The sequence below is a fragment of the Pararhizobium sp. O133 genome, assembly GCF_051669845.1.
Taxonomy (GTDB): Bacteria; Pseudomonadota; Alphaproteobacteria; order Rhizobiales; family Rhizobiaceae; genus Pararhizobium.
This window is the reverse complement of the sequence record NZ_CP196426.1, coordinates 2,545,477-2,568,029: the sequence shown is the minus strand read 5'-3', so window position 1 is coordinate 2,568,029 and position 22,553 is coordinate 2,545,477. Positions and strand designations below refer to the sequence as shown.

Sequence of the window (22,553 nt, the reverse complement as noted above, 5' to 3'; positions counted from 1 at the left end):
CGCAACCTCCCGCCGTCCGCGCGGGGCAGTCTATCTCACCAGGCCGGTCTTCTGACTGCGGATCACCCGACCTTGCCGCCTTCCCAAATCCATTGAGGATTCAGTGGCAGGAACCTGAAAATATTCAAGGTTCCCCAATACAAGGTCGTCCCCATCACAGCGTTGGGCACGTTCCGGATTTTCACCGGATTCCCGATTCTCCCGCTTTCGCGGGCACCTGACGCCTCAGATATGCCCATAGCGGGCCGCCGAATGCAAGGCGGTCCGCTCATGCGATATCACATGGCCGCTTCCGGATGCGGCGAACCGTCATAGGCGCCCCAGATCGACTGGTCGAAGCAGATCACCGAACCGGTCATCAGCCCGGACTCATCCGACGACAGATAGGCGCAGGCGCGCGCCACTTCAGCCGGGTCGACAAGACGGCCGAACGGCTGGCTCGCGGCCGCCTTTTCCAGCCAGTCGCTGGCAGCGCCGTGAAATTCCCGCTGGATGCGGTCCTCGCCTTCCGACGCCATCCAGCCGATGTTGAGGCCGTTGACACGGATGCGGTTGCGAAGCACGGCATAGGCCGTGTTCTTGGTCAGGGTCTCCAGCGCCCCCTTGGAGGCACAATAGGCGGAGATGAACGGCTGGCCGGCCTTGGCCGACATCGAACCGATATTGACGATCGTGCCCTCGATCTTCTCGCGACGCATGACCTTGATCGCTTCCTGCATCAGGAAGAACGGTGCGCGGACGTTGACGGCAAACATGCGGTCGAACAGTTCCGGGCTGGTATCGAGGATCGTGCCACGATCGGTGATCGCGGCCGCGTTCACCAGCGCATCGACGCGGCCGAACTCCCTGTCGCAGGTGGCGACCACCTTGGCCGCATCGGCGACCTCGCCGAGATCAGCCTGCACATAAACAACGCGTGTACCGGTCGCCTTGCCGATCTCGGCGGCCTTGGCCTCGCCCTTTGCGGCATTCCGGCCGCAGATCACGATGCCGGCTGCCCCCCGCTCGGCAAACAGCGATGCGATCGTTGCCCCGAGCCCCTGCGTCCCCCCGGTAACGATGGCAATCTTGCCGTCAAGCCGGCCATGATCCTTGCTCATTTCATTCCTCCATTGGTCATGACGCACAAAACGTCCGCCCGGTTGCCGGCGGAAGCGTGACATACAATTTGTGTTCGAGATCAGCTCAACTTCTTCTCGGATTGAGCCGCCAGTGCCACGTTGAAAGCCGCGGCGTCCCAGTCCGCGGCCAGCGCTTCATGCATCAGCTGTGCCTGTGTCTTCGGCGCCAGCCCGCCGAGCGGCGGATCGCGGTCGAGATTGGTCGGGAAGGAATAACCTTCCGCGCAGGAGGCGATGGCGCAGGCGGCCTCGGCCTGCGTCAGGCGTCCATCGGCCAGCATGGCCTTCAGCGCCGGGTAGAGCGTTCCGCTCATCCGTTCGCGATTGACGGTCTCCATCGCCCGGCCGAAGGCCGAGGAAACCTGAAGGAGATTGGCGACACGCTTGATGTTTTCCGAGCGATTGGTGCCGGCGGCGTGATAGAGCGCCGGATTGAAAAACACCAGATCGCCCTTCGACAGCGGCAGTTGGACGTGATGGCGATCGAAATAATCGCGGAACTCCTGGCGCTTCAGCGCAAGATAGCCGGGCACATAGGTCTGGCTGTAGGGCAGGAACAATGTCGGCCCGCTTTCCAGAGGCATGTCACAATGGGCGACCGCCCCCTGCAGCGTCAAAACCGGGGACAGCCGGTGCACATGTGCCGGGAATTGTTCGATCACCGCCGAACTCTGGAAGCCGAGATGGTAGTCGCGGTGCGCCGACTGGGCCGCACCACCCGGATTGACCCGATTGACCTGAGCCGTCATCTGGTAGCTCGGGCCGAGCCAGGCTTCGCTGACCAGCGCGATCAGCGCATTGCCGTAATAGGCGGCGAAATTCTCCGGATCCTTGAGGCAATGCTTTTCCAGCGAGTTCCAGATACGATCATTGGCGCCTGGCTTGGCAAAATGATCGCCGCCGCCGCTGTTCGTCCGATGCTTCTCGTTGATGATCTCGTCGAAGATGGCGCTTGCCGCGTCGATCACGGACGTATCGGTGAAAGCCTGTTTGAGCACGACAATGCCGGGACCGGTGGCAAAGGCCTCGCAGATTTCGGCGAGCACGGCACGGCGGCCTTCCGTCGTCGCTGCAGCCTTCAGCACACTCGCACCGTCATAGACCAGCACGTTCTTCTCGACCGCTGCCGCATGCGGATAGTCGCTCAATTGCGTCGTGCGCTCAACCTCAGCGCGGAAGTCGTCGAGATCGCAGGCCGCCTCGGTCAGCCAGACACGATCGGAACGCAGTTTCAGCGGATTGTCGGATTTCATGCCGTTTTCCTCCCGGCGAGTGATGTTTGATGGATGAACTATACCCGCCGGAAAAAGCTGATATAGAGCAGAAACACATCAAAAACACATCAGAAAGGCTCTTGCATGGCGCACGAATTTCTGGTCAAGGACATCGCGTTCCAGGCTGGCCTCAGCATCGCGACCGTCGACCGCGTGCTGAACGGCCGCGACGGCGTCCGCAAGCAGACAGAACTGCGGGTCCATGCCGCCATCCGCGAATTGGAAAACCAGCAGGCTGGCATCGAAATCCAGGGCCGGAAGTTCGGTATCGACGTGATCATGGAAGCGCCGGACCGGTTCACCGATACGGTGCGCGCCGCCTTCGAGAGCGAGAACGCCACATTCATGCCAACGGTGTTTCGCTGCCGATTTCATTTCGCCGAGTCGATGCGGCCGCAGGAGATCGTCCAGCGCCTCGATCGCATTCGCCTGCGCGGCACCGACGGCATCGTGCTGAAGGCGCCTGACGTGCCGGATATCGGTGCCGCCGTCGCGCGGGCTGAACAGGCAGGCATCACCGTCGTGACACTGGTGACCGACCTGCCAAACGCGCCGCGCACCGCCTATGCCGGCGCCGACAACCGGGCCGCCGGTGAAACGGCCGCCTATCTGATCGGCGAGCGCTTTGCCGGACAGCAAGCAACTGTGCTCGTTACCCTGTCAAGCAGCCGTTTCAGGGGCGAGGAGGAACGTGAGATCGGCTTTCGCCGCACATTGCGCGAACGGTATCCGTCGATCGCAATCGTCGAGATCAGCGAAGGCCTTGGCCGTGATGCGGCAACCGGCGCGCTTGCCGCCGAGGCGCTCGCGGCCAATCCTGCGATCAACGCGGTCTATTCGATCGGCGGCGGCAACCGGGCGGTGCTTGCAGCCTTCGCGGCAGCGGGGTTTTCCTGCGCAATCTTTGTCGCGCATGACCTCGACGCCGCCAATCTCGACCTGCTCATGTCACGTCGGATTCACTACGTGCTGCACCATGACTTGAAGAAGGATGTCCGCGCCGCTTTCCGGGCGATCATGGGCCGACGCAATGCGCTTTCCATTCCGGGCATGCCGTCGCTCTCGGCGGTCGAAGTCATCACGCCCTACAACATCCCAAGCCAAGCAGGTTAAGACGGTCAGCCGCCTGTTCGGTCGGCATGACCTTGTCCGCGTCCTGCTCGACGTCGAAGACCATCTGGACACGGTTGCGGCTGCGCGGTTTGGCAAGATGGCGGATCAGCGCCACCTTGTGGTCACAACCAGGCTTTATGCTTTTGCAATGGTCATAGGGATTTCATTCGGCGTCGGCGCTGGAGCGGTCATAGGAACCGCGTTAGGCAATACTCCAGTGGGGATTGCCATGGGCATAGCTATTGGCGCGGCCTGCGGCTGGGCGGTTTCAACGCGAGATCGGTTTTGAGCCACGCGGCTGCCGTGTTCCCTGCTCAAGCGCGAGTTTCATTTAAACAGGCTGGTTTAGGCAAGCCTCAGGCGGAAAGGATAGCAACCTTTCGCCTGATGCGCACGAAATCGCCCGCCTCGCGCGTTTCGAGTTCCAAGGCAGGCTCCTTTCGGAGCGCCTTCTTGAGGGTCGCTGCGCCATATGTCTTCAATTGAAAACCGGGTTTTACCACCCGCAAAGCCGCCCCCAACTTGCCGAGAAAGACCCATCCATCCGTCACCTCTCCGTCGAGCGTGCGAATAGCTTTTTGAACAAGCGGCAACAGGGGTGGCGTCGTGGGAACGACAGCCTTTTTTACAGGAACTGGGTTGGCGGAAGGTTTCGCCGCCTTTTCCGGCTGGCCGATGACATGGAAGATGTCGCAGCTCTGTCGAAACGATAGCGAGGCCTTTTCACCGCCGATACCGATAACCCTTTTGCCTGCACCACGCAAATGGATCGCCAGCGGTGTGAAATCGGCATCACCCGAGACGAGGCAGAACGTGTCGGCTCGATCTCCAGCGAGAAACTCGACGGCATCGATCGTCAGGCGGATGTCGCTGGAATTCTTTCCCTTGGCCGGACTGCAAACCTGCACCGTGTCGATCGCGTATTGCGGCGCCTTGTCAAGCCAGGCACTGCCGGCGCCTTTGGCAAAATCCCCGTAGGCACGCCGGGCCACCAGCACTCCCTGGGAACTGATCACTCCGAAGACCTGGGCCGCACGCGCCGCCGAAACGTTTTCCGAATCGATGAAAATGACCACTCTCGACTGCATGTCCTGATCTCTCCCCGGCTTTGACAGAAACAATGGGGAGAGACGTCATGACGCGCAAGCAGACGCGCGCAACTTTGACGCGATATCGTTAAGACATACTGTGCAGACTAGCTCGACTGCGATGCTTCCGCCTCATAGCGCACGAAAGCGAATTCAGCGCCGTCGGGCGACCAGTTGGGGACGTTGATGGTGCCCTGCCCGCCGAACAAGTCGAACAGCACGCGCGCGTTGCCGCCATCAGGATCCATCAAGCGGAGCCGGACATCTAGGTCGCGCGGGTGGTCGAAGACGTCGCCGTCATAGGAAAGCACCAGCAGATGGCGCCCGTCGGGAGACGGATGCGGGAACCAGTCGCCGTATTCGCTGTCGGTGACGCGTTCGACATCCGAACCACCGGGGCGTATCCGCCAGATCTGCATGCGGCCGGTGCGGCTGGAGTTGAAATAGATCCATTCGCCATCGGGACTGTAGTCCGGACCGTCATTGCGTCCTTCACCGAAAGTCAGCCGGCTCTCCTCGCCGCCCTCGACGGGGATGGTGTAGATATCGAACACGTTGTCGCGAATGCCGCAATAGGCGAGCGTCGATCCGTCCGGCGACCAGCCATGCCAGTAGGACGGCCTGTTTTGCGTCACCAGCTTCGGCGTACCACCGATTGCCGGCAGCGTGTAGATGGACGAGGCGCCGAATTCGGTCTTGTCGCTGATGACGATCGTCCGGCCGTCAGGCGAAATGCCGTGGTCGTTGTTGCATTCCCGCGCAAAGCCAGTGTCGATCAGCACGGGCTCTCCACCGGAGAGAGGCAGCCGATAGAGCAAGCCGTCTCCGTTGATCACCAGCGCGGTACCGTCGGGCGAAAAATTCGGCGCTTCGACCAGCCGGTCCGTCTGCCAAACGACGCGGCTCCTGCCGCTTTCCAGAGTGTAGATTTCCACCGAACTGCGCATGCCATCCCCAAATTCGAAAGTCTATCGGTCACGGAACCGGTTGGTGATCGGATAGCGACGGTCGCGGCCAAAGTTCTTCTTGGTGATCTTCACGCCCGGTGCAGACTGGCGGCGCTTGTATTCGGCGATGTAGAGCAGATGCTCGATCCGGTGCACGACTGCCTCTTCATGGCCACGCGCGACGATCTCCTCCGTGCTCATCTCCTTTTCCACCAGGCATTCGAGAATGTCGTCGAGCACCGGATAGGGCGGCAACGAATCCTGGTCGGTCTGGTTCGGGCGAAGCTCCGCCGAGGGTGCCTTGTCGATGATGTTTTTCGGAATGACCTCGCCGGAGGGGCCGAGCGCACCCGGCGGCACCGTCGTGTTGCGCCAGCGCGACAGGCCGTAGACCTGCATCTTGTAGAGATCCTTGATCGGATTGAAGCCGCCGTTCATGTCACCGTAGAGGGTCGCGTACCCAACCGACATTTCCGACTTGTTGCCGGTGGTGACAACCATCGAGCCGAACTTGTTGGACAGCGCCATCAGGATCGTGCCGCGCGTCCGGCTCTGCAGGTTTTCCTCGGTGATGCCGCTCTCGGTTCCCTCGAACGTTTCCGACAGCGCATTGAGAAAGCCCTGAACCGGCTCCTCGATCGGAATGGTGTCGTAGCGGCAGCCCAGCGCCTTGGCGCAATCCTCTGCGTCCTTGAACGAATCCGACGAGGTATAACGATAGGGCAGCATCACCGTGCGCACCCGCTCCTCGCCCAGCGCATCGACCGCCAGCGCGGCGCAGATCGCCGAGTCGATGCCGCCGGAGAGGCCAAGCACGACGTTCTTGAAACCGTTCTTGTTAACGTAGTCGCGGAACCCCAGCAGGCAGGCGCGATAATCGGCCTCCTCCTGCTGCGGCAACCGGGACATCATGCCCTGCCTGCACACCCAGCCGTCGCCGTTCCGATGCCACTCGGAGATGGAAATGCTCTCTTCGAACTGGCTCATCTGAAAAGCAAGTGTCCTATCGGCATTGAAGGCAAAGCTCGCACCGTCGAAGACAAGCTCGTCCTGGCCGCCAAGCTGATTGGCGAACACCATTGGCAGACCGGTCTCGATCACCTGGCGCAGGACAACCTGGTGGCGGACATCGACCTTGCCGCGATAATAGGGCGAACCGTTGGGAACGAGCAGGATTTCCGCACCACTTTCCGCCAGCGTCTCGCAGATGCCCATCTCGTTCCAGATTTCCTCGCAGATCGGGATGCCGAGCCGCACGCCGCGGAAATTGACCGGTCCTGGCATCGCGCCTTCCGTGAAAACGCGCTTTTCGTCGAATTCGCCGTAATTGGGCAAATCCACCTTGTCGCGAACGACAAGGACGCGACCGCCGTCGAGAACGGCAACGGAATTGTGCCGTCCCGTTTCCCCCTGGCGCGGATAACCGACGATCACGCCTGGCCCACCATCGGCCGTATCGGCCGCCAGCGTATCGACCGCCTTTTGGCAGGCCTTCAGGAAGGCCGGCTTCAGCACCAGGTCTTCCGGCGGATAACCGGAGATGAACAGTTCAGTCAGAAGCAACAGGTCGGCGCCGCTGCGCGCTGCATCGGCGCGCGCCTCGCGGGCCTTGGCAAGATTGCCGGCAACATCGCCCACGGTCGGATTGAGTTGGGCAACGGCGATACGGAACGTGTTGGAAATGGTCTTTTGCGCGGTCATGAACAGGCCTGTGCTGGATCTGCTTTCGCGGATGCGGCGGCATCCGCGAAGCTGTTTATCGCATTCCGCGCCAGAATACCTGCTTGCCGTTCCGCAAAACAGAGAAAATCAGCGAATTGCTCACGAGAATCTTATCCGGATTCGTTTCCACAGATCACGAAATCCCGACGCAGCAGGGCGTTCAGCCTCTCAAGACATTGTGGGGAAGGCATCCCGCTTGACTTATTCATCTTGCGTTCAAGATGACATCTGTATGACAGCCTGACGAAAGTTTTGTGAAATTGGAGACGGCCTTGGCCAGTTTTGAATCGGCAGTAACCGCGGTCAGCGTTTCCGATGTCTACGTCCCCCAGATCGGCACGGGCGTTCGCGCCGGCAAGGCGCTTTCCATCGCCCGGCGGCTGGCGGTGACGCTGCTGTTCTCCATTTCCCTGATCTTTGTCGTCGAATGGATCGCCCGCGATTCGGTGAGCCAGGTCGTGTCCTTCTTCCTCGATCCGGCCCGTCCGGCCTGGACGACGATCGGGGTCTTCTTCCTCGTCTTCATCGCGCTCGATGCATTGTTCTCGCGCGAAAATTACGGTGTGATCCTGGTCGCGCCGCTGGCGCTGATCCCGGCGCTCGTCAGCCGCCAGAAGCAGATCTTCCTGTCCGATCCGCTCTACCCGACCGACTTCCTCTTCGGCCGGCAGATCATGGAACTGATGCCGGTTCTCGTGAAAGACCGCCCGTGGACGTTCGTCGGCGTGGTGGTCGGCATCATCGTTGCCTTGATGGCCTTGGCTTGGCTCGTGCGCTTCGCCTGGCGCCGTTTTCCGGTGCTCACCCGCCGCCAGCGGATGGCGCGGCTGGCCGTCGCGCTCCCGTTGCTCGGCTTCTTCTACCACATCATGGACTACAACAATTTCTCCTGGGTGCGCGATCGCCTGCGGATCATCCCGATCATGTGGGACCAGACGGAGAACTATCGCCACAACGGCTTCCTGATGGCCTTTGCCCTCAACCTGCCAATGGCGAATGTCACCGCCCCCGCCGGTTATATGTCGGATGCGATCGACACGATCCCGGTGAAGCCGGTTCCGGCCGGCACGACCCACCGCGGCAAGCCCGATGTCATCGTGCTGATGAGCGAGTCCTTCTGGGATCCGACGCGCCTGCCCAACGTCAAGCTGTCGCCCGATCCGATGCCGACAATCCGCGCCATGCAGTCGGGCAACGTCTTCTCGCCGGAATTCGGCGGCATGACCGCCAATGTCGAATTCGAAGCGCTGACGGGCTTTTCCAACGCGTTCCTGCCCTATGGCAGCATTCCCTACCAGCAGTATATCCGCAATCCGATCCCCTCGCTTGCGACCTTCTTCCGCGGCGAAGGTTATGTCGCGCGCGCCGTGCATCCGTTCCAGAAATGGTTCTGGAACCGCAGCGCCGTCTACAAGGCTTTCGGCTTCGAGCAATTCAAGTCGGAAGAGAACATGCCGGTCATGCAGAAGCGCGGCATCTTCGCATCCGATGAATCGCTGACCAAGGAAATCATCCGCCAGGCCGACCAGTTGCGCGATCCCTTCTTCTTCTTCACGGTGACGCTGCAGGGTCATGGTCCCTATGAGGCGAATCGCTACGCCAAGAACACGATCAAGGTCGAAGGCAATCTGCCGGAGGTCGATCGCCAGGTGCTGGCCACCTATGCGCAGGGCGTCAAGGAAGCCGACGACAGCCTCAAGATGCTGATGGACTGGGCCAGCGAGCGTGACCGCGAAACGATCATCGTTCTGTTCGGCGACCACCTGCCGCCGCTCAACACGGTCTATCCGAACACCGGCTTCATGAATGAGGTCACGGCATCACGTAAGGGTTCGCTCGAGCAGATGAAGGCGCAGCACGAAACGCCGCTGGTCGTCTGGTCGAACAAGACCGGCCCGGTCAAGGATATCGGCACGATCAGCCCGGCCTTCCTGTCCTACCAGATCCTCAAGCAGGGCGGATTCGAGCATCCCTACTATACCGGCTTCCTCGGCAATGTTTTCGACCGGTACCGCGTTATCGACCGCTACATGCTCGTCGATGCCAAGGGCAAGGACACCGCCGCCTGGTCGCGCCAGAAGACCACTCCGCCGCTGATCCGCGACTACCGTTTCCTGCAGCACGACATGATGTTCGGCAAGCGTTACGGTACGGAACGCTTCTTCGAATCACACTCGGACCTGTTCCCGGCGGCGATGTGAAAAACTGGCGGAACGCCCTACTGCACATTTAAGGGGTCACAGCGACCTTTGCGCGTCATATTTGACGCGCGGCACTCTAGCCGGCGTTTCACGAGATCGCCGGCATGGGCTAGAAAGGGCGACGTTCAAAACGGAGCCTGCCCATGTCGCACCTTGATGAAATATCCCACCTTCTGTTCGGCAAGATGAGCGACGAACTCGGCGCGGTCGAGCGTCGCGTCCTTCACAAGGCGAAAGAGCGCAAGATCCTGTCCGAGGACACCAACGCGGCGTTCGTGGCGAGCCAAGGCTTCGGTGACCGGCTGGCGGATGGAATTGCCCGTTTCGGCGGCTCCTGGGGCTTCATCATCGGGTTCATCATTTTCCTCATTGTCTGGACGACGGCCAATACGATCCTGCTGATGCGGGATGCCTTCGACCCCTACCCCTTCATCTTCCTCAATCTGCTCCTGTCGATGATCGCTGCGTTGCAGGCGCCGATCATCATGATGTCGCAGAACCGGCAGGCGATGAAGGACCGGTTCGATGCCTCGAAGGACTACGAGGTCAATCTCAAGTCCGAGGTCGAGCTGATTTCGCTGCATCACAAGATCGATACAGTCCTGCTGCGCGAGATCGCCGAGCTGCGCGCCGATGTCGGCCGCCTGCAGGCGCAGTTGGAGCATTAAGGGGAGAACGGTGATCCGCCAATCCGGGGCGCTTGAGACACGATCTCGTTCCTCGGCACTTCCTGTGAAAATGTTAGGCAACATCCACCATCGATGAGATCGATGCAACAAAAGATGGACTTTGATCGTTTGCCCGGCGACATAGCTTTCAATCAGCCCTCGCTGATTCTAACCGCGATGCCCGCATTCACCGGACTTTCGATATCCATGACCGGCACAGTACCCATAGCAGTCTCCGACCCGCAAGCGGATGCACTGGTTGCCAATCCGGAGTTCCTGAGCGTCCTGCAGCAGGGCGCACGGCACATGATCGAGCTCTATGACCGGTTCCCGCGCACCGCCCGCCTGGTTTCGGCCCAGCAGAAATGGTTGCTGACTCAGGCGGCCTATGCCCTGCATCTGGAGCGTGATCCGGCCGACCCTCTGTCCGGGATCACCGCGTCCAGGCTTCTCGACAGCATCACGGATTTCGGCGCGGCCAGCCGCAATACGGCGACTGCCTTCCTCTCCGAACTGCTGGCCTACAAGCTCATCCGTGACGTGCCCGGCAGCACCAGCAAGCGCAGCCGCCCGCTGGAGCCGACCGAGGCGAGCCATGAGGCGATGGGGCTGTGGTTTCGCGGCCAGATGCGCAGCCTCGATCTGCTCGATCAGGGAAATCGCGTCGAGACACTCGAAGCCAATTCGGAGATTTTCCGACGTGCACAGCCAATCGCCGCCAAGCGATTGATCGCCGACAGGGCATGGCGCGAGCCACCCCTTAGCATTTCCTGTTTCGTCTGGACCGAATATGGCGGCCTGATTCTCGACGATTTCGTTGCACGGTTGATCAACCTCATACCGGAGGACGGTTATCACCGGATCGAGGGCCTGCGCTTCTCCGAATTGTCCACCCACTATTCCCTGTCGCGCACCCATGTGCGCCGCCTGTTCGGCCGAGCGGAGGCGCAGGGATCGATCGAGATCAAGGATGGCAAGGGAACGCGCAAGACCATACTGGCCGCCGCCTCGTTCATCCGGGATTACCAGCGCTGGCAGGCCGTCAAGTTCAGCGCGCTTGACCGGGCCTATCGCCAGGCCGTGCAATCGATTGCTATTGCGAAAGAAGCGCCGAAAACTTCCTGACGCTCCGGCTTCTGGTACCGACGGATGTCACGTGTTCGACTGCGCAAACTTCGGCAAGTCGTCATCAATCTCGTAGAAATCCCCCTTGTCGGCGCAGAAGATATGATAGCCGAACGCTAATCCTGTCGGGCCGTCAAACGCGCCGGCCATGATCGACGTATAATCGGCGTCATTCATTCTCCAGAACAACGCCGACCCGCAGGTCTTGCAGAAGCCACGACGCGCCTCCGGACTCGACTGGTACCAGGTGATGTTCTCAGCCCCTTCCAGATCGAGCTCGCTGTCGAGGACGTTGGTTGCAGCGTAGTAGAGCCCCGTCTGCTTGCGGCACTGGGAGCAATGACAGGCGATCACCTCCCGCAACCTGCCGCGTGTGCGAAACGTCACCGATCCGCAATTGCACGAGCCCGCATGTTCGTCAGCCATCTTGATCCCCGAATATTTATTGGCCCGTCATCCGAGCATGAAAAACCGGGCCAGCTTCGTCAGCCGGCCCGGTTCTGTCAATTTCAATTCGCTCAATCAAGCGTCAGCAGAGCTGATCAGCCGTTGACGACCATGCGTTTCTCATCACGGCCGCCCTTCATGCGCTCGGCAAGCAGGAAGGCCAGTTCCAGCGCCTGATCGGCGTTGAGACGCGGATCGCAATGGGTGTGATAGCGATCGGCCAGATCGGCGCCGGATAGCGCACGGGCGCCGCCAGTGCATTCCGTGACGTCGTTGCCGGTCATCTCGATATGGATGCCACCCGGATGCGAACCTTCCGCGCGGTGGATCTGGAAGAAGCTCTCAACTTCCGACAGGATCCGCTCGAAGGGACGGGTCTTGTAGTTGTTGAGCGTGATCGTGTTGCCGTGCATGGGGTCACAGGACCAGACGACCTTGCGGCCTTCCTTCTCGACGGCGCGGATCAGGCGCGGCAGGTGTTCGGCAACCTTGTCGTGGCCGAAGCGGCAGATCAGCGTCAGGCGGCCGGCTTCGTTGTTCGGGTTCAGGATGTCGATCAGCTCGAGCAATCCGTCGCCGGTCAGCGAAGGACCGCATTTGAGGCCGATCGGGTTCTTGATGCCACGGCAGTATTCGACATGCGCGTGATCGGGCTGGCGGGTGCGATCGCCGATCCAGATCATGTGGCCGGAGGTGGCGTACCAGTCGCCCGAGGTCGAGTCGACACGCGTCAGCGCCTGCTCGTAGCCGAGCAGCAAAGCCTCGTGGCTGGTGAAGAAATCGGTCTCGCGCAGGCTCGGATTGCTCTCAGGCGTGATGCCGATCGCCTTCATGAAATCCATGGTTTCGGAAATGCGGTCGGCGAGCTTGCGGTAACGCTCCGCCTGCGGGCTATCCTTGACGAAGCCGAGCATCCACTGGTGCACGTTATCCAGATTGGCATATCCGCCCTGGGCGAAGGCGCGCAGCAGGTTGAGCGTCGCCGCCGACTGGCGGTATGCCATGATCTGACGCTCCGGATCCGGAATACGGGCCTTCTCGGTGAATTCGATGCCGTTGATGATGTCGCCGCGATAGCTCGGCAGCTCGACCTCACCCTGCTTCTCGATGTTGGACGAGCGCGGCTTGGCGAACTGGCCGGCGATCCGGCCGATCTTGACGACCGGCTGCTGGGCGCCAAAGGTCAGGGCGACAGCCATCTGCAGGAAGGCGCGGAAGAAGTCGCGGATATTGTCGGCGCCATGCTCAGCAAAGCTCTCGGCGCAATCGCCGCCCTGCAGCAGGAAGCCGCGGCCTTCCGAAACATTGGCAAGAGCGCCCTTGAGACGGCGCGCCTCGCCTGCAAAGACCAGCGGCGGATAGGTCGCAAGCTGCGCCTCGGTGGCAGCCAAGGCTGCGCTGTCCGGATAGTCCGGAACCTGCTGAATGGGCTTCTGCCGCCAGCTGTTCGGGGTCCAATTCTGTGCCATTTCGATCACCTGTTTCCTTGCACGGGATCCGCCTCCAGTCACATCAGCGGATTGCCGCCATCAAGTGCTGCCTGAAACCGGATTTGAGCCGTCTGTCTGCGACGCTGTCGCCAATCGCCGCTCTTCTTGACGGAAGAAACGGCGATTTTGCGGATGCGGGCTTATAAACGTTAACATGAGGATTGCAAAGCCATTGTACCACCAAAGTGTGCGCAACCGTTTAGGCGCGCACAGATTGCGGCGGAACGGAGCTGCTCCCGAAGGATCAGACCACCTTCTGCCCGTTCTTCACTCGATAGCTCGGGTTGTACATGGTCACCAATTCCTCGGCGGCGGTGGGATGCACCGCCATGGTGCGGTCGAAATCGTCCTTGGTGCAGCCCGCCTTGAGCGTGATCCCGAGCAACTGCGCCATCTCGCCGGCCTCATGGCCCAGGATATGGGCGCCGACGACCTTGCGGTCGGCTGCATTGACGATCAACTTCATGATGGTCTTTTCGCTGCGCCCGGAGAGCGTCGCCTTGATCGGCCGGAATTCGGCGCGGTAGACCTCCAGGTCCTCGAACTTCTTGCCCGCGTCCTCTTCCGACAGCCCCACGGTGCCGATTTCCGGTTGGGAGAAGACGGCGGTCGCGATCGTTTCGTGATCCGGCGAGGTCGGGTTGCCCTTGTATTCGGTCTCGATGAAGCACATGGCCTCATGGATCGCCACCGGTGTCAGTTGCACCCGGTCTGTGACGTCACCCAGCGCATAGACGCCCGGCGCGCTGGTGCGGGAAAAGGCATCGACGATGATGGCGCCGCGCTCGTTGACCGTAACGCCGGCGGCTTCCAGGCCCAGGCCCTTCGTATTCGGAACGCGGCCAAGCGCCAGCATCACCTGGTCGACCGTGACGACGCCGTGCTTCTTGGTTTCAGCCGCAAGCCAGCCATCCTCAGTCTTCTTGATCGACTGCAGCACGTCCTCGCAGAGGATCCTGATCCCTTTGTGTTCCATCGCCGCATGAAGCCCGCGCCGCATGTCCTGGTCGAAGCGCGACAGGATTTCCTTGCCGCGATAGATCAGCGTCGTCTCGACGCCGAGGCCGTGGAAAATGTTGGCGAATTCGACGGCGATATAGCCGCCGCCGGCGATCAGGATCGATTTCGGCAGTTCCGGCAGGTCGAAGGCCTCGTTCGAGCTGATGCAGAGCTCGTGGCCCGGAAGCGCCTCGTGCGGGGTCGGATGACCGCCGACGGCGATGACGATGCGCTCGGCGGTCACGATCTTGCCGGTGGAGAGCAGCTTGATCGTGTTGGGGCCGGTCAGTTCGGCCCGTGTATGGAGAATTTCGGCGCCGGCATTGGCGAGCCCCTTCTGGTAGAGCCCTTCCAGGCGGGTGATTTCCTGTTCCTTGGCCGCGACCAGCTTCTGCCAGTCGAACGTGCTTTCGCCAACCGTCCAGCCGAAACCCGCGGCATCCTCGAAATGCTCGGCGAACTGCGAGGCATAGACATAGAGTTTCTTCGGCACGCAGCCGCGGATGACGCAGGTGCCGCCGTAGCGGAATTCTTCCGCGATCGCGACCTTCTTGCCCATGGATGCCGCGACGCGTCCGCTGCGAACCCCGCCGGAACCACCGCCGACAACGAAGAGGTCATAATCGTAAGAAGCCATGCTGAAACACTCCCGGACGGGTCATATGCGAGGGGATGCGGAATTTCGAGGAGCGCCACTGACCATCACAGCACGACCGCCAGCGAATTCCGCGATTGCGATGCCTGATATAGGGTGGCCAAGCACAAAATGAAAAGCCCGGACTGAACCCGGGCTCTGCAATTCGTCGTGATGATCTCGTCTTTTCGGGCGACAGCGCCTTATTGCGCAGGCTTCTCGGTCGTCGCGGCGCCGTCGATCGGCTGCTGGCCGGCGTTCAGGGTCGCACCCAGTTCCTTGGACGCAGCTGCATTGAGGTCACGGGAAACGCCCGCAGCCCAGATGTCGGCGGCCTTGATCATTTCGCGCTGCGCGATCGGGCCGTCGTTGAGCAGCTTCTTGCCGGCGTCCGACGCGTAGAAAGTCGCAATCGCATTCAGTTCATCGACAGTGAAGGTCTTGGCGTAGATGGTCGCGGCTTCGCGTTCCAGGTCGGAGCGGCGCGAAGCCAGTTCCAGAGCCTTGTCATCGACGGTCTTGGTGATCAGTTCCTGATAGTTCGGCGACGACTGGATGAGCGTGGTCTTCAGCCGTTCCGCCAGATTCGGCAGGATGTTGTCGAAACCGTTGGTCGCGGCGATCGCGGCGATCGCGGCGCGGGCTGCCTTGATCTGGTCTTCGGTCACGTCCTGGGCCCGCGCGGGAACCATAACGGCAGAAAGAATGATGGCGGTTGCAGCCATTGTACGGCCGAGACCTGCGAGATTGATCATGTCTGTAATGCTCCTGTCAGTTGACGCCGGGTCCGCGTGCGCCTTGCATCTGCGACCCCTGCATAAGCCGGTTTCAAGGCAATCACCAGCGCCCGAAATCCCAGACCGCCGCAATCGCCGTATCACTCCTCCGCAACCCGAAAGTTGCAGGTCAATTTCGTCGTGACCGCTGCGCACATCGGCCAATAGTGCCCATCAGACCGCAGTCATCACCCGTGCGCCGGCAGGACCGGCGATGATGGCGAGCGAGGCAATATCGATGAACAGCCCATGTTCGACCACACCGGGAATGGCGTTCAAGTCACGCGCCAGCGCATCTGCATCAGGAATGCGGCCAAAAGATGCATCGAGAATGAGATGCCCGCCGTCCGTCGTGAACGGGCCGTCGCCCGAGGAACGAACGACGATCTCACCCGACAGGCCATGCCGCGCCGCCAGCTTCTCGATCGCGATCCTCGTGGCGCGAAGGCCGAAAGTATTGACCTCGATCGGCAGCTTGAAGGCGCCGAGCGTATCAACCACCTTGGTCTCGTCGGCGATCACGATCATCCGTGCCGAGGCGCAGGCAACGATCTTTTCGCGCAACAACGCACCACCGCCGCCCTTGATGAGCCGCAGCTTCGGATCGACCTCATCGGCGCCGTCGATGGTCAGGTCCAGTTCCGGCAATTCTTCGAGCGACTTCAGCGGAATGCCGAGATCGAGGCAAAGGCGCGCTGTCCGCTCCGACGTCGGAACGCCTTCGATGCGAAAGCCGGAAGCCACCTTTTCGGCCAGCAGACGAACGAACTCCTCCGCCGTCGATCCCGTGCCGATGCCGAGCCGCATCCCATCCTCGACATAATCGAGCGCTGCCTGGGCAGCCTTGATTTTCATTTGACGGGCGTCCATGCGCCACGCTCTCCCCAAAAGTTTCATCAGGATGACGGCTGCGAAACCACGCCGACTTTTCGTCCGATGAGACGTTTACACGGGCGCAACGGCAAACAAAAGCCCAAATAGCGCGCCAGACGCAAATGGGGTCGACGCGCCATCGCGTAAAGTCGCGATTGCTTTTTGCCCGGGCTTCCCCTACCCGGATCACCTACTCATGGAAATTTCAGAGGTTACCTTGACCGCACCCGTTGTCGTTTTTGATCTTGACGGAACCCTCGTCGATACCGCTCCGGATCTGGTTGCAAGTCTCAACCACGCCGTCGTGCAGGCAGGCCTTCAGCCCGTCACCTATCATGACCTCACCCATCTGGTCGGCCATGGCGCAAAGGCGATGATCGAGCGCACGTTCACGCTGCGGGGCAAGGAACTGAGCGCCAGCGACCTCGACTGGCAGATGAAGGAATTCGTGGATTTCTACCACGGCTCCATGCCGGGCGAATCCTTTCCCTATCCCGGCGTCATCGACGCCATGGACCGTCTTTCCTCGGCCGGCTACCGGCTCGCCGTCTGCACCAACAAGCTGGAAATGCTCGCGAGAAGCCTGCTCGACGGCCTCGGCCTGACCGCGCGTTTCGCCGCCATCACCGGCGGCGACACGTTCGACGTCCGCAAGCCGGATGCCCAGCACCTGCTTTCCACTATCCGCCTTGCCGGCGGCGATCCGCGCAAATCCGTGATGATTGGCGACAGCCTCAACGATATCCTGGTTGCGAGAAACGCCGACGTCCGCTCGATTGCCGTGCCCTTCGGCTATTCCGACGTACCGGTCGAAAGCCTGCGCCCCGATCTCGTCATGCACCATTTCGACGATCTCACGGTCGATCTGATCGAAGGTCTTTTCGTCCGGGCATGAAAAAGGCGGCTTCGCAGCCGCCTTTTCAATCTAGCACCGTCCAGCCTCAGCCTTCGGCGCGGCGTGCCGTCCGGGTGGCGTCCAGCGCGCGGTTCATATACATGTCGCGATCGTAGACATCGTCGAAATATTCGACCGTGCCGTCCTTGTTCGGCCATGCGGTGAAGTAGGCCACATAGACCGGGATCTTGTGTAGGACGGAGACACCCTTGTTGCGGCCGCCGGCGATTTCCTTGGCCACGTCCTCGACCGTCGTGCCGAGCACCGCCGCTGCCATCTTGCGCGGTTCGGCAAGGCGGACGCAACCATGGCTCAGCGCCCGCATATCCTTCTTGAAGAAACTCTTCGAGGGCGTATCGTGCATGTAGATCGCATGCGCGTTCGGGAACAGGATTTTCAGCTCGCCCAGCGCGTTGTCGCTGCTCGGCGGCTGGCGGACGGCAACCGACTTCGTCGATCCATGCCAGTTGACGTCATAGGACGACACCGGCCTGCCGCCGACTTCCACCTGATAGCCGAGCCGATCGAGATACCCCGGATCGTTGCGCAGCTTCGGCAGCATCTCGTTGATGATGATCGACTGCGGCACGCCCCAGTAAGGATTGAACTCGACCGTCTGGATCTCGTCCTCGAAGAAGAAGGTCTGATGCGCCTTCGAACCAACGACGACTCGCATCGAGAACTGCTCGGCACCCTGGTCGTGGTAGTAGACGGTATAGGCCGGCTGGTTGATGAAAACGTAGCGGCTGCCGAGATCGGCCGGCAGCCAGCGCGCCTGCTCCATGGCGATGCGCACTTTGCCGACCTTGTCGGCGGTCGTATCGCCACCGGTCAGGATGCGGATCGACGCCTTGCCGACGATGCCGTCCGGCTTCAGGCCGTTTTCCTTCTGGAAGCTTTCGACCAGTGCCACCAGTTCCGGCGTATAATTCGGCGTGTCCTGATAGGCCGACAGCGTCAGGGAATGCTCGACCTTCAGCGCGTCCGAGCCCTTCTGGCGAATGGCTGCGACGACATTGGCCAGTTCCGGATTGCTGATGCCCGGCTTCAACAGCGTGTTGGGCGCGATGACGATACGCGGCGCGTCACCCGTCGTGGCCTCCAGCGTCTGCAACTCCTGCTTCAACGCGACGAATTGCGGACCTGACGGCGTCTGGCCGTTGAGATAGGCGGCAACGTCACGGCTGCGGGCCATATTCTCGAGCTTTGCCGTCAGCTTGACGTCCTTGCGCTTGAAATCGTGGTAGCCGGAAATCTTGTTCGGATCGATACGTCCACGAACGGTATCGGCGATATAGGTCAGCGTCGCGGCCGACAGGCGGATTTCGAACTCGACCAGCGCCTTCTCGCGCACCAGCAGGTCGCCGCGGTCATAGTCATCGGAGGGTACGGTGACTGCATAGTCGAGCGGATCGAGGCCGACGCTCGCTGCTTCGCCAAGAACCGACAGCGCAGCCTTGGCAGCGGCATTCGGGCCGGAATTGTCGATCCAGACGAATCCGTCATGTTCGGCATAAAAGGTTTCGACGGCCTTGGCGATATCGCTCGGCGCATAGACCGCGACATCAGGCAGGAACTGGCGTGCGTCGGCAAGCGAGGAACGCTGCATCGGCGGCAGCGCGACCTTCTGCACCGATCCGGTCACAACCGGATCGGCGATCTTGGCGGTCGCGATGCGACGCATCGGCTCGGCCTTGTAAGTGAAATATTGTGGCGACTTTACCTTCGGCAGCGGCTTGGCAACCTGCTGCTTCTGGGCCGGCTGCCCCTGTTCGACGCCCGGCAGCGGCTGGTATTCTTCGACGGCGACAGGCTTCTTCTTGCGAAAAAGATCGAGCAGGTTCAGGGCCTCGGCCTGCTGAACCCCGAAAGACGTGAACGCACACCCGGTTAAAAGGCTCACGATCGCTGCAGTTCTGATCAATTTCATCGGTGTCTCTGTCCCTGTATCGCATTGCCGCAATCTGCGGTTCGCGCCCGATGTCCGTCATGTCACCGAGCTTTCGTACTTATAAGAAAGGATGGTGAATGAAAAGCAAACGGCACTTATCCCACCCCCTCTCCAGGCGTCACAAATCCGTGAGAGGCGGCGCTGCAGGGAAACGGGCGAGCCAAGGCAAAAATTTGAATTTCCTGCGTATTTTTTTCAGATCCAGGAGAAACCAGCTGACGACGAACCAAAATCACCCTGAACCGCCCAAACTATCCCCGTGCTTGTGTCTGAAAAGGCACAGAAACCTGTCCTGCGCCCGATGGCCTCGCAGCCGGCGCTTAAGGAGCGCGCCATGTCGTCGCAAGGCCCGGTATTTAAACGATTGTAGCATGGAACGTGGGCGTCGAACCCCTTTACAACCACCCGGCACCTGGGCCAGAGAGAACGGCATCAAGGCTTAGAGTGGCCGCGCCAACACGGCCGTATCCACCTTCCGGTTTCGACACCGCATGACGAAAGCAGGCAACACGATGACATCCACGCGCACGGAAACAGATACGTTCGGCCCGATCGACGTCGAAAGCGACCGCTACTGGGGCGCACAGGCGCAACGCTCGCTGGGCAATTTCAAGATCGGTTGGGAAAAGCAGCCGCTCGCCGTCGTTCGGGCGCTCGGCATCGTCAAGCAGGCCGCCGCACGCACCAACATGGATCTGCAGCGTCTTGACCCCGCAATCGGCAACGCCGTCATCGCGGCAGCGCAGGAAGTCATCGATGGCAAGCTCAACGATCATTTCCCGCTCGTCGTCTGGCAGACCGGCTCCGGCACGCAGTCGAACATGAACGCCAATGAAGTGATCTCCAACCGCGCGATCGAAATGCTCGGCGGCGTCATGGGATCGAAGAAGCCGGTGCATCCCAACGACCACGTCAACATGAGCCAGTCGTCGAACGACACCTATCCGACGGCCATGCACATCGCCTGCGTCGAGCAGATCGTCCACCACCTCCTGCCCGCGCTGAAGCACCTGCACCAGGCGCTCGAAGCCAAGGTCCAGGCGTTCTCGCACATCATCAAGATCGGCCGCACCCACACCCAGGATGCGACGCCGCTGACGCTTGGCCAGGAATTTTCCGGCTATGCCGCACAGGTCGGCTCGGCGATCGCCAATATCGAATTGACGCTTCCGGCACTTTCCAAGCTCGCCCAGGGCGGTACCGCCGTCGGAACGGGCCTCAACGCCCCGATCGGCTTTGCCGAAAAGGTCGCCGACGAGATCACCAGGATCACCGGCCTGCCCTTCGTCACCGCGCCGAACAAGTTCGAGGCGCTCGCCTCGCATGATTCGATGGTCTTCTCGCACGGCGCCATTAACGCCGCCGCGGCCGCCCTCTTCAAGATCGCCAACGACATCCGCTTCCTCGGCTCCGGCCCGCGCGCCGGTCTGGGCGAACTGTCGCTGCCGGAAAACGAGCCGGGCTCGTCGATCATGCCGGGCAAGGTCAACCCGACCCAGTCGGAAGCCCTGACCCAGGTCTGCGCCCACATCTTCGGCAACCATGCCGCACTGACCTTCGCCGGCAGCCAGGGCCATTTCGAACTCAACGTCTACAATCCGATGATGGCCTACAACTTCCTGCAGTCGGTCCAGTTGCTCGGCGACGCCGCTGTTTCGTTCACCGACAATTGCGTCGTCGGCATCGAAGCGCGCGAAGACAACATCCGCAAGGGCGTGGAGAACTCCCTCATGCTGGTCACCGCGCTCAATTCCAGGCTCGGCTACGACGCCTGCGCCAAGATCGCCAAGACCGCGCACAAGAACGGTACGACACTGCGCGAGGAAGCCGTTGGCGGCGGCTACCTGACGAATGAGGAATTCGACCAATACGTTCGCCCGGAAACGATGATCAGCCCCTCCTGAGGGCTTCATTCTGAGGATCGAGGCTATTCGGGCAGCGGAAACGCTGCCCGAATGCGTTTTTGGTCTGCAACCACCGGATTTATCGAATCTTATCGTTCCGTTTTGCCAAACGTTAAGTCTTCCAAAATGATTTATCCCTAGAATTAGCGACTGGATATAACCGGACAACAGGAGCTTGCCATGCAAGCGGCTTCGAACAAGGCGCAGATTCCCGATATTGCCGCGCAGGTGACCTACGCGATGCGGATCATGGGCATCTCACCGCTCCCGCGCAATTACGAGCTCTATTACGAAGCCTATATCGGCTCCAATCCAAAGCTGACCAAGGAACTGGCGGCGCTTGGCAGCCGGGCAACCCAGGAAGAACTGGATTCGATCGGCGCGCGTTATTTTGCCCATCACCACCACGCCGTCGGCGTCGATCGCGTCCACACGCATCTTGCCACCGAGCTGGGCGATCTGCTGGCGCTCCTCAAGGAAGAGCAGTTCGCGCTCGAAAATTACAACCGCGTGCTCGGCGAAACCTTTCAGAACATCAGCAGCAAGAGCCATTCCAGCGTTGAAATCCTGCGCCAGGCGGTGGGCATTCTGACCGAAGCCACCGCCGACACGATGAACCAGGGCAAAGAGAGAGCTGAAAACGTCTCGCTGAAGTCCGTGGAGATGGAAGTCATCCGGCAGGAGCTCGACGAGTACAAGCGGATCGCCAACACCGATTCGCTGACGCGTCTGGCCAACCGCCGTGCCTTCGACGAGAAGCTTGCGGGCGTCTACAATTCCGAGCAGTTGCGCACCTATACCGGCCTCTTGATCGCCGACATCGATCATTTCAAGAAGGTCAACGACACCTACGGCCATCCGGTCGGCGACAAGATTCTCGCGACCGTCGGCACCGTCATACGCTCCAACTTGCGCCGCGATGCCTTCGTTGCCCGCACGGGCGGCGAGGAATTCGCCATCATCCTCAACGATAGCGGCGTTGAGGAAAGCCTGCAGGTGGCCGAGCGGATCCGCAATGCGCTGGCGACCACGCCGTTCAAGAATTCCAAGACCGGCGTCAATTACGGCCCGATCACGCTTTCCGTCGGCGTCTGCCAGGCCTCGCATGCGGACGATCCGATCGACCTCTACAACAAGGCCGACGTGGCGCTCTATTGCGCCAAGAACGCCGGCCGCAACAGGACCATCCTGTTCGAAGAAGGCATGAAGAAAGACACAGGCAAGAACTGGCTGATTTACCGGAAATAATTCGGTCGAAATCAAAACAGGGCGAGGCGCTCATCGGGCGCCTCGTTTGTTTCTGCCCCGTTCCAAAGGAAACAGCC

Annotated in this window: 18 protein-coding genes and 1 riboswitch; of the genes, 7 read left to right on the top strand and 11 right to left on the bottom strand. The window is 60.9% G+C overall.

Features of this window, described 5'->3' with window-relative positions; translation table 11 throughout:
- Positions 1–24 precede the first annotated feature (24 nt).
- A riboswitch (cobalamin riboswitch) is annotated at positions 25–236 on the bottom strand.
- Positions 237–278: 42 nt separating this feature from the next.
- Together ACST81_RS12260 and ACST81_RS12255 are read right to left on the bottom strand one after the other, a co-directional pair.
- The gene (locus ACST81_RS12260) at positions 279–1,100 is read right to left on the bottom strand and encodes an SDR family oxidoreductase (protein ID WP_438747988.1); all 822 of its coding nucleotides are present in this window, start codon (positions 1,098–1,100) and stop codon (positions 279–281) included.
- A gap of 80 nt (positions 1,101–1,180) precedes the next feature.
- The gene (locus ACST81_RS12255; RefSeq protein ID WP_438747986.1) at positions 1,181–2,374 is read right to left on the bottom strand and encodes a phytanoyl-CoA dioxygenase family protein; all 1,194 of its coding nucleotides are present in this window, start codon (positions 2,372–2,374) and stop codon (positions 1,181–1,183) included.
- Positions 2,375–2,479: 105 nt separating this feature from the next.
- Here ACST81_RS12255 and ACST81_RS12250 point away from each other — a divergent pair, with 105 nt between their 5' ends.
- Positions 2,480–3,508 carry a LacI family DNA-binding transcriptional regulator gene (locus ACST81_RS12250; RefSeq protein WP_438747984.1) on the top strand — a complete coding sequence of 343 codons (1,029 nt, stop codon included), beginning with the start codon at positions 2,480–2,482 and terminating at the stop codon, positions 3,506–3,508.
- Positions 3,509–3,864: 356 nt separating this feature from the next.
- On the opposite strand, the gene ACST81_RS12245 is transcribed toward ACST81_RS12250, so the two are convergent.
- The 3 genes from ACST81_RS12245 to ACST81_RS12235 form a co-directional block, all read right to left on the bottom strand.
- Positions 3,865–4,596, bottom strand: a complete 732-nt coding sequence (locus tag ACST81_RS12245; RefSeq protein ID WP_438747982.1) for an NYN domain-containing protein — start codon at positions 4,594–4,596, stop codon at positions 3,865–3,867.
- Positions 4,597–4,703: 107 nt separating this feature from the next.
- Positions 4,704–5,543: a TolB family protein gene (locus ACST81_RS12240; protein WP_438747980.1), complete on the bottom strand. Its 840-nt coding sequence runs from the start codon at positions 5,541–5,543 to the stop codon at positions 4,704–4,706.
- 21 nt (positions 5,544–5,564) lie between these two features.
- Positions 5,565–7,244 (bottom strand): NAD+ synthase, encoded by a 1,680-nt coding sequence (locus tag ACST81_RS12235; RefSeq protein WP_438747979.1) that lies wholly within the window; start codon positions 7,242–7,244, stop codon positions 5,565–5,567.
- Between the two features lie 275 nt (positions 7,245–7,519).
- Between ACST81_RS12235 and ACST81_RS12230 the strand changes: the two genes are divergently transcribed.
- The 3 genes from ACST81_RS12230 (at position 7,520) to ACST81_RS12220 (ending at position 11,259) form a co-directional block, all read left to right on the top strand.
- Positions 7,520–9,466, top strand: coding sequence for an LTA synthase family protein (locus tag ACST81_RS12230; protein WP_438747978.1), 1,947 nt, complete (start codon positions 7,520–7,522; stop codon positions 9,464–9,466).
- 143 nt (positions 9,467–9,609) lie between these two features.
- Complete coding sequence (locus ACST81_RS12225) at positions 9,610–10,134, top strand: DUF1003 domain-containing protein (RefSeq protein ID WP_438747976.1); 525 nt, start codon at positions 9,610–9,612, stop codon at positions 10,132–10,134.
- 207 nt (positions 10,135–10,341) lie between these two features.
- Positions 10,342–11,259 carry a hypothetical protein gene (locus ACST81_RS12220; protein WP_438747975.1) on the top strand — a complete coding sequence of 306 codons (918 nt, stop codon included), beginning with the start codon at positions 10,342–10,344 and terminating at the stop codon, positions 11,257–11,259.
- A gap of 27 nt (positions 11,260–11,286) precedes the next feature.
- On the opposite strand, the gene ACST81_RS12215 is transcribed toward ACST81_RS12220, so the two are convergent.
- The 5 genes from ACST81_RS12215 to rpiA form a co-directional block, all read right to left on the bottom strand.
- Positions 11,287–11,685 carry a GFA family protein gene (locus ACST81_RS12215; protein WP_438747972.1) on the bottom strand — a complete coding sequence of 133 codons (399 nt, stop codon included), beginning with the start codon at positions 11,683–11,685 and terminating at the stop codon, positions 11,287–11,289.
- A gap of 116 nt (positions 11,686–11,801) precedes the next feature.
- Positions 11,802–13,175 carry a class II 3-deoxy-7-phosphoheptulonate synthase gene (locus tag ACST81_RS12210; protein WP_438747970.1) on the bottom strand — a complete coding sequence of 458 codons (1,374 nt, stop codon included), beginning with the start codon at positions 13,173–13,175 and terminating at the stop codon, positions 11,802–11,804.
- Between the two features lie 265 nt (positions 13,176–13,440).
- Positions 13,441–14,832, bottom strand: coding sequence for a glutathione-disulfide reductase (gene gor / locus ACST81_RS12205; protein ID WP_438747968.1), 1,392 nt, complete (start codon positions 14,830–14,832; stop codon positions 13,441–13,443).
- Between the two features lie 200 nt (positions 14,833–15,032).
- The gene (locus ACST81_RS12200; RefSeq protein WP_438747967.1) at positions 15,033–15,584 is read right to left on the bottom strand and encodes a DUF2059 domain-containing protein; all 552 of its coding nucleotides are present in this window, start codon (positions 15,582–15,584) and stop codon (positions 15,033–15,035) included.
- A 195-nt stretch (positions 15,585–15,779) separates the two neighbouring features.
- On the bottom strand, positions 15,780–16,475 hold the full coding sequence (gene rpiA, locus ACST81_RS12195) for a ribose-5-phosphate isomerase RpiA (RefSeq protein WP_438747965.1): 696 nt from the start codon (positions 16,473–16,475) through the stop codon (positions 15,780–15,782).
- A 220-nt stretch (positions 16,476–16,695) separates the two neighbouring features.
- Between rpiA and ACST81_RS12190 the strand changes: the two genes are divergently transcribed.
- Positions 16,696–17,373: an HAD family hydrolase gene (locus ACST81_RS12190; protein ID WP_438747963.1), complete on the top strand. Its 678-nt coding sequence runs from the start codon at positions 16,696–16,698 to the stop codon at positions 17,371–17,373.
- 46 nt (positions 17,374–17,419) lie between these two features.
- Here ACST81_RS12190 and ACST81_RS12185 read toward each other — a convergent pair whose 3' ends face one another.
- Positions 17,420–19,303, bottom strand: coding sequence for a L,D-transpeptidase family protein (locus tag ACST81_RS12185; protein ID WP_438747961.1), 1,884 nt, complete (start codon positions 19,301–19,303; stop codon positions 17,420–17,422).
- Between the two features lie 512 nt (positions 19,304–19,815).
- Between ACST81_RS12185 and fumC the strand changes: the two genes are divergently transcribed.
- Entirely contained in the window at positions 19,816–21,228 is a 1,413-nt protein-coding gene (fumC, locus tag ACST81_RS12180; RefSeq protein WP_438747959.1) for a class II fumarate hydratase, read from the top strand.
- Positions 21,229–21,408: 180 nt separating this feature from the next.
- The gene (locus tag ACST81_RS12175) at positions 21,409–22,476 is read left to right on the top strand and encodes a GGDEF domain-containing protein (RefSeq protein WP_438747957.1); all 1,068 of its coding nucleotides are present in this window, start codon (positions 21,409–21,411) and stop codon (positions 22,474–22,476) included.
- Positions 22,477–22,553 lie beyond the last annotated feature (77 nt).

Coding starts and splice junctions, on each gene's coding strand:
- ACST81_RS12250 (WP_438747984.1), top strand. CDS start 2,480: ATGGCGCACGAATTTCTGGTCAAGGACATCGCGTTCCAGGCTGGCCTC.
- ACST81_RS12255 (WP_438747986.1), bottom strand. CDS start 2,374: ATGAAATCCGACAATCCGCTGAAACTGCGTTCCGATCGTGTCTGGCTG.
- ACST81_RS12260 (WP_438747988.1), bottom strand. CDS start 1,100: ATGAGCAAGGATCATGGCCGGCTTGACGGCAAGATTGCCATCGTTACC.
- ACST81_RS12210 (WP_438747970.1), bottom strand. CDS start 13,175: ATGGCACAGAATTGGACCCCGAACAGCTGGCGGCAGAAGCCCATTCAG.
- ACST81_RS12245 (WP_438747982.1), bottom strand. CDS start 4,596: ATGCAGTCGAGAGTGGTCATTTTCATCGATTCGGAAAACGTTTCGGCG.
- gor (WP_438747968.1), bottom strand. CDS start 14,832: ATGGCTTCTTACGATTATGACCTCTTCGTTGTCGGCGGTGGTTCCGGC.
- ACST81_RS12215 (WP_438747972.1), bottom strand. CDS start 11,685: ATGGCTGACGAACATGCGGGCTCGTGCAATTGCGGATCGGTGACGTTT.
- ACST81_RS12240 (WP_438747980.1), bottom strand. CDS start 5,543: ATGCGCAGTTCGGTGGAAATCTACACTCTGGAAAGCGGCAGGAGCCGC.
- ACST81_RS12175 (WP_438747957.1), top strand. CDS start 21,409: ATGCAAGCGGCTTCGAACAAGGCGCAGATTCCCGATATTGCCGCGCAG.
- ACST81_RS12220 (WP_438747975.1), top strand. CDS start 10,342: ATGACCGGCACAGTACCCATAGCAGTCTCCGACCCGCAAGCGGATGCA.
- fumC (WP_438747959.1), top strand. CDS start 19,816: ATGACGAAAGCAGGCAACACGATGACATCCACGCGCACGGAAACAGAT.
- ACST81_RS12200 (WP_438747967.1), bottom strand. CDS start 15,584: ATGATCAATCTCGCAGGTCTCGGCCGTACAATGGCTGCAACCGCCATC.
- rpiA (WP_438747965.1), bottom strand. CDS start 16,475: ATGGACGCCCGTCAAATGAAAATCAAGGCTGCCCAGGCAGCGCTCGAT.
- ACST81_RS12185 (WP_438747961.1), bottom strand. CDS start 19,303: ATGAAATTGATCAGAACTGCAGCGATCGTGAGCCTTTTAACCGGGTGT.
- ACST81_RS12235 (WP_438747979.1), bottom strand. CDS start 7,244: ATGACCGCGCAAAAGACCATTTCCAACACGTTCCGTATCGCCGTTGCC.
- ACST81_RS12225 (WP_438747976.1), top strand. CDS start 9,610: ATGTCGCACCTTGATGAAATATCCCACCTTCTGTTCGGCAAGATGAGC.